This window comes from Exiguobacterium sp. s6, assembly GCF_018618155.1.
Classification (GTDB): Bacteria; Bacillota; Bacilli; order Exiguobacteriales; family Exiguobacteriaceae; genus Exiguobacterium; species Exiguobacterium mexicanum_A.
In genome coordinates this window covers 887,815-904,107 of record NZ_JACSLN010000001.1, presented here as the reverse complement: position 1 = coordinate 904,107, position 16,293 = coordinate 887,815, and the positions used below count along the sequence as shown (strand labels likewise).

Genomic DNA, 16,293 nt, shown 5'->3' with positions numbered 1-16,293 from the left:
AAAAAAAGAAATGTAAGCGTATCCAGCCGTCAAAAAATGTCAGAACCATTTTTCTAACAGGCTAAATCCACCTAAAATCAAAGCGGCGATCCCGGCTCCAATCAGCGGTCCAACCGGCACACCTTTCATGAAACCGACGGCTAGGATGGTGCCCGCGAGGAGTGCCGTCGTCACGACAGGGTCCACTCGCATCAGTTGAACGCCTTGGGCCGCGGCGAGCGCGACGAAGATTCCTGACCCGAAAGCGATGATGCCGACCGGCCCTTTAATACTATTCCACAATTCCCTAAACCCGATGTCACCGGTCGCAATCGGGACGAGCACGGCAATCGTGATAATCGTCACGCCCCAATGGATGCCTTTTGAGGCGAGCGTCGGAAACAGTTGATCACCGAATCCGATTGCTTTAATAATCAATAGGACGCTGCTGGCGATGATGATCGATTGGTTATGGGCAATGACACCGATCAACACGAGCAGCAATAAGAATAAATACGCACTCATCATAGACTCTCTTTCTGAATGGAAAAAGAACCGACTCATGAGAGAGTCGGTTCGATTGGCATTCGATTACGCGTTGTAGATTTTACCAGTAAGTGGGTCGATCGAAATCATCTGTCCGTCACGGAACGTTGATGTCGCTGATTCGACACCGACGATGACCGGTTTACGGAGTGATGGCCCGACGATACCAGCATGGCTCGTCAATCCGCCGTCTTCAGTGATGATTCCAGCCGCTTTTTCAATCGCTGGCATCATTTCTTTATCTGTGAATGGTGCGACGAGGATCATGCCGTCTTTCGCTTTCGCATTCGCTTCGTCTGCATTGTTCGCAATGACGACTTCACCGACGAGACCGCGCTCACCGATCCCGCGGCCGTTTGCGAGGGCGTGACCGACGATATGAACTTTCATCATGTTCGTCGTACCCGCAGTCGCAGCCGGGATACCAGCCGAGATGACGACGAGGTCACCGTCTGTGACGAATCCAGCGTGACGAGCCGCTTCTGAAGCTTGTACCAACATCTCATCCGTGTTGTTCGGCATTGTGTCAGCGATGATCGGGTACACGCCCCAAACGAGGTTCAATTGACGTGCCACACGCTCTGACTCTGTGACCGCGATGATGTTCGCCTCTGGACGATACTTCGCTGTACGAGCAGCCGTGTAACCTGATTGTGTCGGTGTCAAGATCGCTTTCGCGTTCAAGTTGATTGCCGTGTGGGCAACCGCTTGTGAGATTGCATCCGTGACCGTGTGCTCACTGCGTTTCTGACGATCTTTAAGCAAGTTTTTGTAGTCGAGCATTTGCTCAGTACGTACAGCGATTGCTGCTTGCATTTGAACTGACTCGATTGGGTAGTCCCCTGCTGCCGTCTCACCTGAAAGCATGACCGCATCCGTACCATCGAGGATGGCGTTGGCAACGTCAGATGCTTCCGCACGTGTTGGACGCGGGTTGCGTTGCATTGAATCAAGCATTTGTGTAGCCGTGATGACCGGTTTCCCGAGGTCGTTACACTTCTTGATCAATTCTTTTTGAACTGGTGTGACTTCTTCCGTTGGGATCTCGATTCCGAGGTCACCACGAGCGACCATCAAACCGTCAGAAATCGCCAAGATTTCGTCGATATTGTCGACACCTTCTTGGTTCTCGATTTTCGGATAGATTTTGATGTGTGACGCGTTGTTGCGTTCAAGAAGTTGACGAATCTCAACGACGTCAGACGCACGGCGGACGAACGATGCCGCGATGACATCGATGTCTTGTGAAATCCCGAACTCGATGTCCGCGATGTCTTTGTCTGTAAGGGCAGGAAGGTTTACCTTGACGTTAGGCAAGTTGACACCTTTCTTCGTCTTGATGACGCCTTCGTTTTCGATGACGCAGCGAAGGTCACGGTTCGGGAGCTTCTCAACGACAAGGAGACCGATGAGTCCGTCGTCGAGCATGATGCGTGAACCGACTTCAACGTCTTCGTAGAGACCTTCGTACGTGACCGAGAAACGATCTTTCGTTCCGACGATTTCTTCTGTCGAGACGATGATGACTTCTTTGCCTTTTTCGAGGAGTGCTTTTCCGTCTTCAAACGTATGTGTACGGATTTCAGGACCTTTCGTGTCAAGAAGAACCGTCACGACTTTGCCGGCAGCTTTTGCTGCTTCACGGATGTCGCGGATACGTGCGCCGTGCTCTTCATAGTCACCGTGTGAGAAGTTGAGACGGGCGACGTTCATACCGGCTTCAATCATTTCCGGAAGACGTTTCTCTGAAGCTGGTCCAATCGTACATACAATTTTCGTTCTACGCATAAATAAAAACCTCCTAGGGGATGTATTACATTTACACACAGAAAACGGGGGGTCAACCGACCTGATCCCGTCTCTGTGGAGTTCACTGGTACTCGTTAAATCGAAAGTTGGTTCGAAAGATCGATCAACTGCATATCGAGCGTGTGCTTGTTGTGATCGAGCGCTTCGTCGATATCGAGATCCATCATCTTACCGGCACGAATGCCGACGACACGTCCTGCCTTGCCTTCGAGTAAAATCTCGACAGCGTAAGCACCCATGCGGCTCGCAAGCACGCGGTCCGCAGCAGTCGGGGAACCGCCACGTTGAATGTGTCCAAGAATCGTCACGCGTGTCTCTGAGTTTGTCTTCTCAGCGATCATCTTTCCGATCTCTTCCGCACTGCCGGCGCCTTCAGCGACGACGACGATCGAGTGTTTCTTACCGCGAGCCACACCATGGTTGATGCGTTCCACGATCGCACTCAAGTCTTCTGGACGTTCTGGGACGAGGATTGACTCGGCACCGCCGGCAAGACCGGCATAAAGTGCGATATCACCTGCGTCACGGCCCATCACTTCAATGACATACGTCCGTTCATGCGACGACGCCGTGTCACGGATTTTGTCAATCGCGTCAAGCGCCGTGTTGAGCGCTGTGTCGAATCCGATTGTCGCATCTGTACCCGGGATATCGTTGTCGATCGTTCCCGGCAGACCAATTGTTGGGAAACCGAGTTCTGTCAACTTTTGGGCGCCACGGTATGAACCGTCTCCACCAATTACTACGAGCGCGTCGATGTCGAATTTCTTCAACTGCTCGACCGCTTTCGCACGACCCTCTTCCGTTCTAAACTCAGGGCAACGGGCCGAACGTAAGAATGTTCCTCCGCGTTGAATGATATCGCCGACCGAACCGAGGTTCAATTCGACGAGATCTCCTTCGATTAGACCTTGATAGCCGTTATACACACCGTACACTTCTAGACCTTCGAAAATTGCTTTTCGGGTCACGGCACGGACTGCAGCGTTCATTCCAGGGGCGTCTCCCCCACTTGTCAATACCGCAATACGTTTTAAATTCACGTCACTCACCTCTTATGTGTTTTAACGAAATCTGAAAATAAAATACCATGTCTGACCTTTGTTTTACAACACAAGTATGTGAAAAAAAAGCATGGGGTGTGCTCAAAACCAGTCATCTCGTGAGTGAATGAACGTGAACCCGAAGCGGTTGTTAACGTTTTCACGAGCCAATTGTGCCAATTTGATGATATTTGGCGGCCCGCCCTTGCAACAACTCATTTTGAGTCCGGCCTCGCAACTCCGTCATGTGTTGTGCTAATACAGGCTTTAAGAGTGATGACTGTAATGACACATCGATGTGGGCGCCGCCGAATACCTCGGTGACGACTTCATCGACAATCCCTAAATTCAGCAAATCTTGTGCTGTGATCTTCATCGTCTCCGCTGCGCGTTCTGCGAGCTTCGCGTCTTTCCACAAGAGCGCGGCGGCGCCTTCTGGTGAAATGACCGAATACGTGCTGTTCTCTAACATGAGCAGACGGTCACAGACACCAATCCCGAGCGCTCCGCCCGACCCGCCTTCTCCGATGACGATCGAGATAATCGGCACTTTCAACGTCGCCATCTCGAACAAGTTGCGCGCAATCGCCTCGCTTTGTCCACGCTCTTCGGCGGCTTTCCCAGGGTAAGCGCCTTTCGTATCGATGAACGTGATGACAGGACGATTGAACTTTTCCGCTTGCTTCATAAAGCGAAGCGCTTTGCGATAGCCTTCTGGATGCGGCATCCCAAAGTTACGTTTCATGTTCTCTTTCGTGTTACGACCTCGTTGATGGCCGATAATTGTCACCGCTGTCCCGTCGAGTGTGGCCAATCCCGTTACGATGGCAGCATCATCATAGCCGTGACGGTCACCGTGCAACTCGATGAAATCTGGAAACAGTTGGGTGATATAATCGAGCGTCGTCGGCCGTTTCGGGTTACGCGCCAGTTGCACGCGATCCCACGGTTTCATATTCCCATAAATGTCTTTTTCTAATCGATGAAGCTTTGCTTCAAGATGACGGATTTCTCGAGATAAGTCGATGCCTTTCGTCTCTGCCGTCTCGCGCAACTTCCCGAGCTGTTCGTTTACTTCTTTGATTGGATCAAACATGATGGACCTCCCCGCCGTGTAACTCGATCATCTTCTTCAAGAACGAACGCATCTGTTCACGGTGAACGACGGCGTCCAGTTGCCCCGCTTCTAACAAGAACTCGGCAGTTTGGAAGTTGTCTGGCAATTTCTCACGAATCGTCTGTTCGATGATGCGACGACCGGCGAAGCCGATCAACGCCCCCGGTTCGGCGACGTTCACATCCCCGAGCATCGCGAAACTGGCTGATACGCCACCTGTCGTCGGGTGCGTCAAGTAGGCGACGTACAAGAGACCGGCCTCGTCATGTTGTTTCAACGCAATCGACGTATTGGCCATCTGCATCAAGCTGACCATGCCTTCTTGCATGCGCGCTCCGCCTGAAGCGGTGAACAGGACGACCGGCAATCGTTCTTTCGTCGCGGTCCGGACGGCCGAGGCGATCGCTTCTCCGACATACGCCCCCATCGATCCCATACGGAAGCGGGCGTCCATGACGCAGACGACGACCGGGAGCCCATCGATCGTGGCGCGGCCACAGACGATGGCTTCTTCAATCCCAGTTCGCTCCCTGTCTTTTTTCAATTTATCTTCATAATCTGGAAAATCAAGCGGGTTCTCTTTGACGAGCGGTCCCGCAAATTTTTCAAACGATTGACCGTCGACCAACATGTGAATCCGCTCATCTGCACTGAGCGGGAAATGGTAGCCGCAATCACACACTTTATGATTTTCGTTTAACTGTTTCGTGTAATGCATATATTTACAGGATGGACATTTTGTCATCAAGCCTTGTGGTGCGTCAATTTTTGGTTCTCGTTGACGCAAAGGCATATATCGTTTCGGTTTCTTGAAAAAAGCAGTCATCGCTTCCCCCTCGTTCATTCCGGCATCCCCGCCTCACGCCACATCTCCAACAATCGTCTACGTTCATCTTCAGTATACAAGTCGCCCGCGTCCGTCCCGTCATAAAATCGGTTTACTTCACTCCAAATTCGAATGAACAGTTCATTCTTCAACCCGAAGATGAGATGCTGCCGGAAGGCACGGTCCGTCTCCACACTCCCCTCTAGCAACGCGATGCGTTCCGGGGTCGGTTCGACTTCCGTCAACGCCAAGCGTTCGAGCAGTCGCAACATATCGACAATGTCTGACGCCTTCGTCTGTTTCGTGACGATAAATTCAGACAAAATCTCAATATACCGATGGCGATCTTGCTCACATAAAAACGTGCCGCCGCCATGTCTCGTCTCAACGATTCCAAGGAAGCTGAGTGCCCGTAACGCTTCACGGACCGAGGCACGGCTGATGGATAGGGTCTCGGCGAGTTCCCGTTCTGACGGGAGACGGTCGCCTGGCTCGAGTGAGGCCTGGACGATCAACGTTCTAATTTTAGAAATATTTTCGTGAAATGAGGATGCGTGTTTTCCATGCATCTGACCGTTCAACTCCCTTTTTGGATGGCATTTTCTCTAAAGTGGTCAGACCAATTAATCAGATTATACCACTTTTTATGACTTGGTACTAGTTTTCGTACCGGGCAATTTCGAGTCGACCCGCTTCAACACGACATCCGTTTCACCAAACCGTTGTTTCAACGCCAAGAGCAATGACTCCGTCGGATTGACCGCATACGCCGAGGCAAGTTGCTTCACTTCCTTTGAATCCGAGAACCGACAAATAACCGGCACATCCCCTTTGGACGTATGGAGCAACTCTTCGAGGTCGGCGAACGACTCCAAGCGCAGCCGGACAAAGAGCGCTTGTCCATGGAGCGGCCGGACCCGCTCGACGACGAGTTGACGCCGTCCGTCCCGTTCATTTGGATGCACCTCGAGCAAGAGGACGTTCCCGACGTAAAGCGAGCGCGAAAATTGCGCGAACACTCGCGGGAAGATGACGACCTCATCTTGCGACACACCGTCATCGACCATGACGACACCCATCTCTTCGTTCTTCTTCGTCTTAAATGTCCGAATCGCATCCACGTAGACGACGATGAATCCACGTTCGCCATGGAGCACTTCATCAATCGTCACCGTCTCGATCGAGAGGGGCGCGACCGTCGTCAATGGCGAATGGACGATCCACGTCCCGAGCGCCTCTCGTTCTTCTTCGGACCAATTCGGCTCAATCGGCGCGGATCGTTTTAACCCGAGCGCGGATAACTCATCCGGGAGCAGATGCGTCTCTGTCTCCTCGCGAAGCCGTTCGACCGCTTCAAAGGCACGTCGACGCTCACCATGGTACATCCGATCCAACGCCCCAGCACCGAGCAGGCGTCGCAGTTTCATATGGTCTTTCGTTCCCCAGTCCATGAGTTCAAGCAGGCGCTTCACATCGGTGAACTCGGCATGATGCTCAATCAACCGTTCGACATCGCGTTTCGTCAACCCTTGGACCGCCTTCAGTCCGAGACGCACGCCGGGCCCTTCTAAAAAGGCGGCGGCTTGGCCGTGCAGAACGTCGGGCGGATAGACAGGGATTTTTCCTTTCCGCAACATGCGGACGAGCTGATTCGTCTTGTCGTACGTCACGAGATAGAAGATTCGTTCAAAGTGCGCCTTCACATAAGCTAGACGGTAACTGATCAAACTGTAGGCGACGGCGTGGGAACGGTTGAAGCCGTAACCTGCGAACTTCTCGATCCACGAGAACACTTGCCGCATCGAGTCACTGTCGAACCGCTCCGACGAACGTTCTAAGAAGCGGGCCTTCTCGACGTCAATCGCTGCCACGTCTTTCTTGGCGATGGCGCGGCGTATCAAATCCGCTTCGGCGTATGAGTACCCCGCGAGCTCCCGCAACAAGCGCATGACTTGTTCCTGGTAGACGAGCACGCCGTTCGTCGTCCGCATGATGTCGCCGACGACCGGATGGACCGCTTGATAAGGCATCCCATGCTTGCGCTTCGCATACGTATCGATGAACTGCATCGGCCCCGGACGATAGAGCGACATCGTGACAACGATATCCTCGAACTCGGTCGGCTTCACTTGCCGAAGCGCTTGTTTCATCCCTTCCGACTCAAATTGGAAGATCCCGTCCGTGTCACCCCGGGCGAGCACGCGGAACGTCTTGGCGTCATTCAATGGGATCGTCTTCAGCGAAAACAGCTCATCCGTCTCCCGAATCAGCGCCTCCATCTGCCGGAGCCTCGTCAAATTGCGCAGGCCGAGCAAATCGATTTTCAACAGACCGAGCGCTTCGAGATCCTTCATATTATATTGGGTCACTTGCTCCCCTGTCGTCGGCTGCAACGGTGTGATCGCATCAAGTGCCTCCCGGCTGAGCACAAGGCCGGCCGCATGGACCGAAGCTTGGCGCGGTAACCCTTCCAACTCGGAGGCGATTTTCAAGAGCTGCGAGCGTTTTTGACTGCCGGCGAACCATTTCACTTTCGAAGGGTTGGCCAAAATCCCGGCCAGCCCGTCATCTTTTACTTGTTTGCTGGCCGCTTGTCCTTCTTCAAGCGTCAGACCGAGCGCCCGCGCGACATCCCGTAACGCCACCTTTGCACCGAACGTGGCGAGCGTACCGATTTGGGCCGCATGGTTTTCACCATACTTCTCCAACACGTAGCGAACGACCTCATCGCGTCGTTCATCCTCGAAGTCCAAGTCGATATCCGGCATCGTGATTCGTTCCGGATTCAAAAATCGTTCGAACAAGAGACCGAACCGGACTGGGTCGACCTCGGTGATGTGAAGCGCGAAACTGACGAGCGACCCGGCCGCGGAACCACGACCCGGACCGACCTCGATCCCTTGTTCCTTCGCATAGCGAACGATATCTTCGACGATGAGGAAGTAAGAGGCGAAACCCGTCCGCGCGATGATATCGAGTTCATAGCGGGCCCGTTCGATATAATCTTCTTGGAATAGGTCGAGCGCCTTTAAGCGGTCGGCAACGAGTCGCTTCAACCGGTCGATGGCACCTTCGAATTCTGGGATGGATGTTGTAGCTTGCGGCAACCGAGTGACGGACACGAGAGATTCGAATCGGTCGAGTGCCTCGAGTTCGATCGGTTCAAACCAATCGTTCATCTCACTCGGTAGGCGGACGTATTTCCCTTTCTGGTGAACGTCTTCTTGCGAGATGAGCTCTCCTTCGCCGATGGCGACGATGGCACGATACGCCTCGAAATCTTCTGGGCGCATGTAACACGTCTCGGGGGCCGGCACGAGCTTCGTGCCGAGCTCATCCCGCATCTCGCGGAGCTGTCTGAGCATCAACGTCTGCTCCGTCGTTTGGGGCGCCGGCAATCCGAGCCATAGTTTCTCCTCGTTCACGTAACCGAGCAGATGGTTATACAAGCGCCTGCGGTGAACTGGGTCGTTCGTCTTCCAATTCTCCGGTAAGACGACTACCGCCAGTTCGGTCGTCTCGGTCACTCCATCGGCCTGCACAAGGCGATACAGTTCCGGCAACTGCTCCTCGGTCAACGCGTAGACGAGGACAGACACGTCAAACCCATCCATCCGCAACGTGGTCCGCAACCCGATGACAGGTTTGACCGCATAGCGCTCGCACAATCGGACGAACTGCGGCAAGCCGTATAATGCATCGTCAGCGAGCGCGACAGCCCGACTCCCTCTCTCAGCCATCAGCGCGACGTATTGTTCAAGTCGAATCGTGCTCTGCATCAAACTAAAAGCCGATCGTACATTCAAGTGGATCACAAGATCCCCCCTTTCTTTTTTTCACAATTGTCAAACTCATTCCGGCACTTGTCTGATACAATAATTATAGACAAAACTTCTCCTAAAAGGGGGTATAAACCGTATGATTATTAATCGGGGCAAAATCGCACGAGACAAGCTCGAAAATTTACAGAACGGCCAGACCGTCTTCGCCGATAGCCCGGAGATTATCGACCGACTCCGCCGCTATATCGCCGAGTATCAACTCGACGTCGTCGAGGACGTGACCGACCGCGGCACATGGTTCATCCCACAAGATCAGGATAAAAGCTGAAGAGAGCTGACCAACGGGTCAGCTCTCTTCTGTTTCGAACGTGAACGGTGCCGCGACTTCATCGAGTGCCGCGATCACTTCGTCCATCTCTTCCCATGTATCGATCGTGGCACCGGCTGCCATCGGATGGCCGCCACCGCGATAGCGTTTCGCCACTTCATTGATAACCGGCCCTTTCGAACGGATTCGCACCCGAATCTCATCTTTGTTCTCGACGAACATGACCCAGCACTTCAATCCTTCGAGTCCTGAGAAACTGTTGACGAGCAACGATGCCGCTTCCGGTGTCGCGTGGAACGTCCGCAAGACGTCCGCATCGATTTTGACGTAGCCGACACCCGCTTCTGTCACGTTGACGTTTTGAAGCACATAGCCTTGGAGTTGTAACGTCGCCAAGTTCGTCTTATACATTTGACGATACAACCGATTCGTATCGATGCCGTAGTTGATTAATTCGGCGGCGACCTCAAACGTGCGCGGCGTCGCATTGCGGAACTGGAACCGTCCCGTGTCGCCGACAATCCCGGCGAACAACAAGAATGCGGACGCCTCGTCAAGGGCAAGCCCCCAGATTCCCGCAAGTTCAGCAATCATCTCCGACGTCGAACTGACCGTCGTGTCGACGATTTGATGGGTCGCATACGCGTCCTCATCAGGGTGGTGATCGATTTTGACGACCGTCTTGCCTGTCAAGGCGTGCGGCCCATCGATTCGTTCGTGGTTAGCCGTGTCGAGCACGATGACGAGCGCATCTTTGTACATGTCGGCTTCAACATGCTCCATCTTGCCTAAAAATTCTAAGTCGCGGACGATGCCGCCGACGACGTAAATCCGTTTTTCCGGATAAGCGACCTCTAACATCCGCTTCAACCCTAGCTGACTGCCGAGCGCGTCAGGGTCAGGACGGACGTGTCGGTGGATCATGATCGTATCCGCCGCTTCAATCAATTTCAATATCGTTGCTGCCTCTGGCCAGTGTGCCATCGCCATTCCTCGCTTTCTTGAACACTATTCTATGGTATGATGATAACAGATTACACGTCTGAAAGGGGTTTCTTCACTTGGGTCAATTAATTATGATCGGACTCATTTTGTTTTCGTTAGGTGCCTATTTCGTTTCTAAACGACGCGCCTATTTGACGAAGACACCATACCGGAAAGCGCTCTTTAACACGCAAGCGCTTATCTGGTTGAGCCTGTTCCTCGCACTTTTCGCCGTCAACCAAATGATCGGCGGCCTCGGGCTCGGCTCGACGATCGGTTGGATCGTCAGCATCGCCATGCTCGTCCTAGGGCTAGGCAATGCCGTCGTCGGGTTCATCCGGTACCGTAAAATCTATCCGCTCGCGAACGAAGAGCCGATCAAACAAGCATAAGGACAGACAGAAACGAGCTGATGACATCATCAGCTCGTTTTTTAGTTAACGGTCGATCAATTGCGCCGTAACGAGCGCTTTGGCAACGAGTTGCGTGCCTTGCGTCATCTCGACGTCGACTTTCCCGAACTTCCGGCCAAGGTCGAACACGTTGGCCGAGACTCGGATTTGGCTCTCGATTTGAATCGGTTTCATGAAATAGACCGTGATATTCTCGACGACGAGGTCGCCTTTTTTCATATGACGCAGACTCCGAGTCGCCCCTTCGACGAGTAACGTCGTCAAGACACCTGACGACGCCGTCCCCATGTGGCTCGTCATTTGCGGCGCGACCTCGACGGTGAACGCGGTCCCGTTCGAGTTCGGATCTTCTTTCAATTGGTTTGTGATCATATTGTCGAACGTCTCGCCGACTTGCGGTTGGCGGTTGGCGAGTTGGAGCGCCTTCAAGACGTCTTGGCGACTGATGATTCCGAGCAGACGGCCGTAGTTGTCGACAACCGGCAACATCTCGATACCTTCCCATACCATTTGGTGGGCGGCATTGGTGACGCTCGTCTGAACGCCGACCGTGATCGGGCTCTTCGTCATCACTTTCTCGATTTCGGTGTCATGCGGGCGGTCAATCAAGTCTTTCGCCGTGATGACCCCGACGACTTTCATCTGTTCGTCGATGACGGGATAGCGATTATGTTTCGTCCGTTCATTCAGCTCATGCCAGCGTTTGACCGTATCGTCCACTTTTAAATAGAACGTGTCGTGGAGCGGAATGACGATATCCGATACGAGTAGAATCTCTTTTTTGATTAAACGGTCATAGATGGCACGGTTGATCATCGTCGCGACGGTGAAACTATCATAGGAGGTCGAGATGACCGGCATGTGGTATTTATCCGCCATCCGCTTCACTTCGTCGGTCGTATCGAATCCACCCGTGATCAAGACGGCACCGCCAGACTGGAGCACGAGTTCATGCGCCTTTTCCCGGTTTCCGATGATGACGAGCGAGTCGACATCGATGTAACGCATCATCGCTTCGAGCTTCATCGCCCCGATGACGAACTTCGAGAGCGTCTTATGCAGCCCGTCACGGCCGCCGAGCACTTGCCCGTCCACGATATTGACGACTTCAGCGAACGTCAGTTTTTCGATATTCTCTTTGTGCTTACGCTTGATTCGGATCGTCCCGACCCGTTCGATCGTCGACACAAATCCTAAATTCTCTGCTTCTTTGATGGCCCGATACGCCGTTCCTTCTGATACCGCCAACTCTTTCGCGATTTGGCGGACCGAAATTTTGGACCCGACATCGAGCGACTCGATATGTGCTATGATCTGTTCATGTTTTGTTGTCATGTCACGAGTCCCTTTCCTCAATACATTTTCTGTCATCCTCAGTATACTGTATCAGTCGTTCTTCTTCAAACTGTACTACTGAAATGGTGACATTTCCTTTCCGTTTTGGAAAACGTTATAATGAGAAAGAACGCCAATGAACGAGAAGGAAGGGAAACGAGTTGAATCAACGAACCAACCATATTGCACAATCTTTGGCCACGAAAGGGTTAGACGCCGCTTTCGTCACATCGAAAGCATCGGTCTTCTACTTTTCAGGAGTATACGCCGAGGCTCATGAGCGGCTCATCGCCATTCTTGTCTTGAAGAACGGCACGACCGCGATCGTCTGTCCAGCACTTGAAAAAGGAATCGTCGAAGCGAGCGAGTGGAACGGCGATATCGTCACGTACATGGATCATGAAAACCCATGGGACAAAGTCGTCAAACTGTTCCTCGACCAACAGATCATCCCCGAGCGAATCGGAGTAGAAGGCGAGCATTTGACGTACAATCGCGCCGAGCAACTCCGCGCCGGTTTCGCGGGACTGTCAATCATCGACTTGACGGAAGAGTTGCAGGCACTTCGCATGATCAAGTCACCGGACGAGGTCCGCTTGATGAAGCGCGCCGCCGAACTCGCCGATATGGCGATCGAGGCAGGGATTCGCGCATTGCGTGAAGGCGTGACCGAGCTCGAGGTCATCGCGGAAATCGAGTATGCGATGAAGAAGCAAGGCGTCCGGGAGATGTCGTTCGACACACTTGTGTTGTTCGGTGAGAATAGCGCCGACCCGCACGGTGTACCCGGCAACAATCGCTTGAAGAAAGGCGATTTCGCTTTGTTCGACCTCGGTGTCATTTGGCAAGGATACGCCTCTGACATCACTCGCACCGTCGTCTATGGAGAAGCGAGCACGAAACAACGAGAGATTTACGAGACCGTCCTCAAGGCCGAAGAAGCTGCGATCGAGATGGCGAACGTCGGGACGACGCTCGGCTCGATCGATATCGCGGCCCGTCAAGTCATCACGACGGCCGGCTACGGGGAATACTTCACGCATCGTGTCGGACACGGTATCGGCATCGAAGTACACGAATTCCCGTCAATGGCCGCCAATAACGACATGACGGCCCAAGTCGGGATGACGTTCACCGTCGAACCGGGGATTTATCTCCCTGGCGTCGGCGGCGTCCGCATCGAGGACGACATCGTCATGACCGAGAGTGGCCCGATTCTGTTGACGAGTTATCCGAAAACGCTCCAAGAAATCGATTGAGTCACAAAGAAAGACCAGCCGCGCGCGGCTGGTCTTTTTCACGGTCAATAAAAGAGTCGGAACATGACGTCTCGTTGTGGCACGTCACGGCGTTCCATCGTCTCAAGGAACGAGCGTTTGTCATACGGCACGGCTTGTGGGTGAATCGAGAAGCCGGCCTCACCCCACTCGAGGATGCCGTAACGGGCCAAGTCGTCACGGGCGACACCGAGCGCTCCCGGATTGAAATAATGTTTCACGTCATCCCGAAACATGTGCTCCGGATGATGATGCCCGAAGCAGATGACATCCGCCTCATACGCCGCGTAAAGCGACTGCATGTTCGAAAGTGTCGCCTCGACGATGTCGTGGAACGGTTCCTCGGTGATCGGCGTCTCCCGTTTCTCGGTCGGGATATGGTAATGGATGCCGTATACGCGAGTCCCTTCGACAACACGTTCAATCGTGCGCGGCAGCTTGAAGAGCGCCTCCGCATAGGCAGGTTTCAACGTACGCGCCACCCAATCATGATGCGGGCGCGTGTGTGCGTAGCTTTCGGGATGCCCTGTCCCAGCCATGAGCGACAACACGGCCTCGTCATGGTTGCCCGTAATCATGTGCACGCCGCGGTCGAGCAGTCGCGCCATCACTTCGTTCGAATCGGGTCCCATCGCAATCATGTCCCCTAAACTCCAGATTTGATCGATCCGTTGCCGGTCCAGTTCGGCAAGCACCGCATCGAGCGCTTGGACGTTGCCATGGATATCGGTCAATATGGCCAACTTCATGCAGACCCCTCCTTATTTCCGGTATTGATGGACGACGTTGACACCGCCGGTCACATCAATGACAGCACCCGTGACCATGTCAGAATCGCGAGCGAGCAAGAACAGAATCATTCGTGCGATATCTTCACCTGTCCCGTGCCGGCCGACCGGTGTCTGGTCATCCGGTTCGGCCGCTTCAATGCGCATCTCTTTTTGAGCGCCGACGATATTGCCCGGGTTGATCATATTGGCCGTGATCCCGTAGGCCGCCTCTTCGAGCGCGACCGACTTCGTCAAACTGACGAGTCCTGTTTTCGCTGCCGCGAACGCCGACCGGTGAATCCAGCCTGGTGCCGTCGCACTTTCCGGGAAGCCGTACGTGATGATGCGGCCGAACTGTTTCGACCGCATGCTCGGGATGGCTCGGCGCATCAACCAAAACGAGGCTGACAAGTTACCCGTGATCACCTCGTCCCATTCCTCGTCAGACAAGTCGACGAGACATTTCCGTTCAAAGATATATGGCCCGGCATTCAAGATGAGCGCGTCCGGTTCTCCGAACTTGGCCACCGCCTCTTCATAGGCACTCAAGACGGCCTGGCGGTCCGTCAACGGCGTCTCGATCATATGTAACCGCTCGTGGTTCCAATCGATTGGCTTCCGTTGCAATACGCTGACGTGCCAACCTTCTTCTAACAGTCGTTCCGTCACAATGCGGCCGATCCCTTTCGCACCGGCCGTGATGACTACGTGTTTCATCGTCATCCCTCCTCTGTATCATCTTACCCGTTCCGTCTGCTCATTTCCAAACTTCAACCTGTTCGGTGAGAAAGTTGTGAATATTTCACACATTTCTGAAAGAATCGGGCGTGAATTTAGGCAGAAGTGGTATACTATACATGTAAGCCGCACGTACATTTCAAGCGAAAGGTTGGGATTTACATGGCAATTGTCTACAAACATATTCTATCTGCCGTCGACGGCTCGAAAGAGGCGGAACGCGCATTTGAAACAGCAATCGACGTCGCCCTTCGAAACGATGGCAAGCTGTATATCGGTCACGTCATCGATACACGGACGTTCGCCACGGTCGAAGCATATGACCGGACGATTACCGAGCGTGCTGAAACGTATGCGAAGGAATTGCTCGAGGACTACGTCAATCGCGCGAAAGAACGTGGTGTCAAAGAAGTCGAGACGGTCATCGAGTACGGCTCTCCGAAAGTGACGATTGCTAAAAAAATCGCACCGAATCACGACATTGACCTCATCATCTGTGGAGCGACCGGCTTGAACGCCGTCGAACGCTTCTTCATCGGTAGCGTCTCTGAAAGCATCGTCCGCTATTCGAAGTGTGACGTGCTCATCGTCCGCCAATAACGTATTAACCAAGGGCCATCGCAAATGCGATGGCCCTTTCGTATGACTGATTATAATACTTTGACAGTTACTGTCTTACGACCGAAGTTGAGGGCCGCACTTTGTGAGTACATTAAGATGTCGATTTTGTTGCCTTTGATGGCGCCGCCTGCATCGGCCGCTGTGTATGTGCCCATCAACTTCCCGCCGACGTACACTTGTACTTTCTTGCCGAGCGGGATGACGCGCGGGTCGACAGCGATAACATTACGTTTTTGGGCCCGGACGTTCCAACCTAGTGCCGTCACACCTGAACATCCTTTGCAATACGGTGTGTAGGCCGAGGCATTCATTTTATAAGTTTTCGCTTTCAAACTTGTTTTTGTTACCGACTTTGTAGCTTTTTTAACTGACTTCAAGTACTTAGCAGCGATCCAACCTGCTTTGCCTTTGTAGTTGACGCGAATCCAAGCCCCTTTTGAGCCGGTACGCTGTAATTGTTGTCCTTTGTTGATCTTGCCGATGACTTTTCCGTTGAGTGAACCTGCCGAGCGGACGTTCAATCCGTTAACTTGGCTTTGAACGTAAACTTTTGAAGATGCCTCAACTTGTTGTTGTTGTGGCAAGAGCATAGCGAGTGTCATGACCGTCAGTAGTAAGACCGTTCCAATTTTTTTGAGCATGTGGTTTGTCCTCTCCTAGTCGGTTTGTGAGTTGTAAGTTCATGGTGTCGAATCTGTGGTGCCGTATTCACTGTCACATTTCGC

At 53.1% G+C, this 16,293-nt stretch carries 16 protein-coding genes; 4 read left to right on the top strand and 12 right to left on the bottom strand.

What is annotated here, in order from left to right:
- Positions 1 to 39: 39 nt before the first annotated feature.
- The 7 genes from KNP75_RS04655 to dnaE form a co-directional block, all read right to left on the bottom strand.
- Positions 40 to 504 carry a DUF441 domain-containing protein gene (locus tag KNP75_RS04655; RefSeq protein WP_214711711.1) on the bottom strand — a complete coding sequence of 155 codons (465 nt, stop codon included), beginning with the start codon at positions 502 to 504 and terminating at the stop codon, positions 40 to 42.
- 66 nt (positions 505 to 570) lie between these two features.
- Positions 571 to 2,313: a pyruvate kinase gene (pyk, locus tag KNP75_RS04650; RefSeq protein WP_214753045.1), complete on the bottom strand. Its 1,743-nt coding sequence runs from the start codon at positions 2,311 to 2,313 to the stop codon at positions 571 to 573.
- A gap of 95 nt (positions 2,314 to 2,408) precedes the next feature.
- The gene (pfkA, locus tag KNP75_RS04645; RefSeq protein ID WP_034778227.1) at positions 2,409 to 3,377 is read right to left on the bottom strand and encodes a 6-phosphofructokinase; all 969 of its coding nucleotides are present in this window, start codon (positions 3,375 to 3,377) and stop codon (positions 2,409 to 2,411) included.
- A 160-nt stretch (positions 3,378 to 3,537) separates the two neighbouring features.
- Positions 3,538 to 4,473 carry an acetyl-CoA carboxylase carboxyltransferase subunit alpha gene (locus KNP75_RS04640; RefSeq protein ID WP_034778229.1) on the bottom strand — a complete coding sequence of 312 codons (936 nt, stop codon included), beginning with the start codon at positions 4,471 to 4,473 and terminating at the stop codon, positions 3,538 to 3,540.
- Positions 4,466 to 5,320 carry an acetyl-CoA carboxylase, carboxyltransferase subunit beta gene (gene accD / locus KNP75_RS04635; protein WP_034779984.1) on the bottom strand — a complete coding sequence of 285 codons (855 nt, stop codon included), beginning with the start codon at positions 5,318 to 5,320 and terminating at the stop codon, positions 4,466 to 4,468. The genes KNP75_RS04640 and accD overlap by 8 nt, the downstream gene beginning before the upstream one ends.
- Positions 5,321 to 5,334: 14 nt before the next feature.
- The gene (locus KNP75_RS04630) at positions 5,335 to 5,889 is read right to left on the bottom strand and encodes a FadR/GntR family transcriptional regulator (RefSeq protein ID WP_034778231.1); all 555 of its coding nucleotides are present in this window, start codon (positions 5,887 to 5,889) and stop codon (positions 5,335 to 5,337) included.
- A gap of 75 nt (positions 5,890 to 5,964) precedes the next feature.
- Positions 5,965 to 9,135, bottom strand: a complete 3,171-nt coding sequence (gene dnaE / locus KNP75_RS04625) for a DNA polymerase III subunit alpha (RefSeq protein WP_215189951.1) — start codon at positions 9,133 to 9,135, stop codon at positions 5,965 to 5,967.
- Positions 9,136 to 9,238: 103 nt separating this feature from the next.
- On the opposite strand from dnaE, the gene KNP75_RS04620 reads away from it, so the two are divergent.
- Complete coding sequence (locus KNP75_RS04620) at positions 9,239 to 9,430, top strand: YtzJ family protein (protein WP_034778236.1); 192 nt, start codon at positions 9,239 to 9,241, stop codon at positions 9,428 to 9,430.
- Between the two features lie 18 nt (positions 9,431 to 9,448).
- Here the strand turns inward: KNP75_RS04620 and KNP75_RS04615 are convergent, their stop codons facing one another.
- Positions 9,449 to 10,414, bottom strand: coding sequence for a DHH family phosphoesterase (locus KNP75_RS04615; RefSeq protein ID WP_214706652.1), 966 nt, complete (start codon positions 10,412 to 10,414; stop codon positions 9,449 to 9,451).
- Positions 10,415 to 10,491: 77 nt separating this feature from the next.
- On the opposite strand from KNP75_RS04615, the gene KNP75_RS04610 reads away from it, so the two are divergent.
- On the top strand, positions 10,492 to 10,806 hold the full coding sequence (locus tag KNP75_RS04610; RefSeq protein WP_233004412.1) for a YtpI family protein: 315 nt from the start codon (positions 10,492 to 10,494) through the stop codon (positions 10,804 to 10,806).
- A gap of 45 nt (positions 10,807 to 10,851) precedes the next feature.
- Here KNP75_RS04610 and KNP75_RS04605 read toward each other — a convergent pair whose 3' ends face one another.
- Positions 10,852 to 12,162, bottom strand: a complete 1,311-nt coding sequence (locus KNP75_RS04605) for a DRTGG domain-containing protein (protein WP_034778238.1) — start codon at positions 12,160 to 12,162, stop codon at positions 10,852 to 10,854.
- 161 nt (positions 12,163 to 12,323) lie between these two features.
- Between KNP75_RS04605 and KNP75_RS04600 the strand changes: the two genes are divergently transcribed.
- Positions 12,324 to 13,421, top strand: coding sequence for a M24 family metallopeptidase (locus KNP75_RS04600; protein WP_034778239.1), 1,098 nt, complete (start codon positions 12,324 to 12,326; stop codon positions 13,419 to 13,421).
- A gap of 44 nt (positions 13,422 to 13,465) precedes the next feature.
- Here the strand turns inward: KNP75_RS04600 and KNP75_RS04595 are convergent, their stop codons facing one another.
- Together KNP75_RS04595 and KNP75_RS04590 are read right to left on the bottom strand one after the other, a co-directional pair.
- Positions 13,466 to 14,188, bottom strand: coding sequence for a metallophosphoesterase family protein (locus tag KNP75_RS04595; RefSeq protein WP_215189950.1), 723 nt, complete (start codon positions 14,186 to 14,188; stop codon positions 13,466 to 13,468).
- Positions 14,189 to 14,200: 12 nt separating this feature from the next.
- Positions 14,201 to 14,926, bottom strand: coding sequence for an SDR family oxidoreductase (locus KNP75_RS04590; RefSeq protein WP_034778243.1), 726 nt, complete (start codon positions 14,924 to 14,926; stop codon positions 14,201 to 14,203).
- 183 nt (positions 14,927 to 15,109) lie between these two features.
- On the opposite strand from KNP75_RS04590, the gene KNP75_RS04585 reads away from it, so the two are divergent.
- Positions 15,110 to 15,547, top strand: a complete 438-nt coding sequence (locus tag KNP75_RS04585) for a universal stress protein (protein WP_021065608.1) — start codon at positions 15,110 to 15,112, stop codon at positions 15,545 to 15,547.
- A 50-nt stretch (positions 15,548 to 15,597) separates the two neighbouring features.
- On the opposite strand, the gene KNP75_RS04580 is transcribed toward KNP75_RS04585, so the two are convergent.
- Complete coding sequence (locus KNP75_RS04580; RefSeq protein WP_215189949.1) at positions 15,598 to 16,209, bottom strand: 3D domain-containing protein; 612 nt, start codon at positions 16,207 to 16,209, stop codon at positions 15,598 to 15,600.
- Between the last annotated feature and the right edge of the window lie 84 nt (positions 16,210 to 16,293).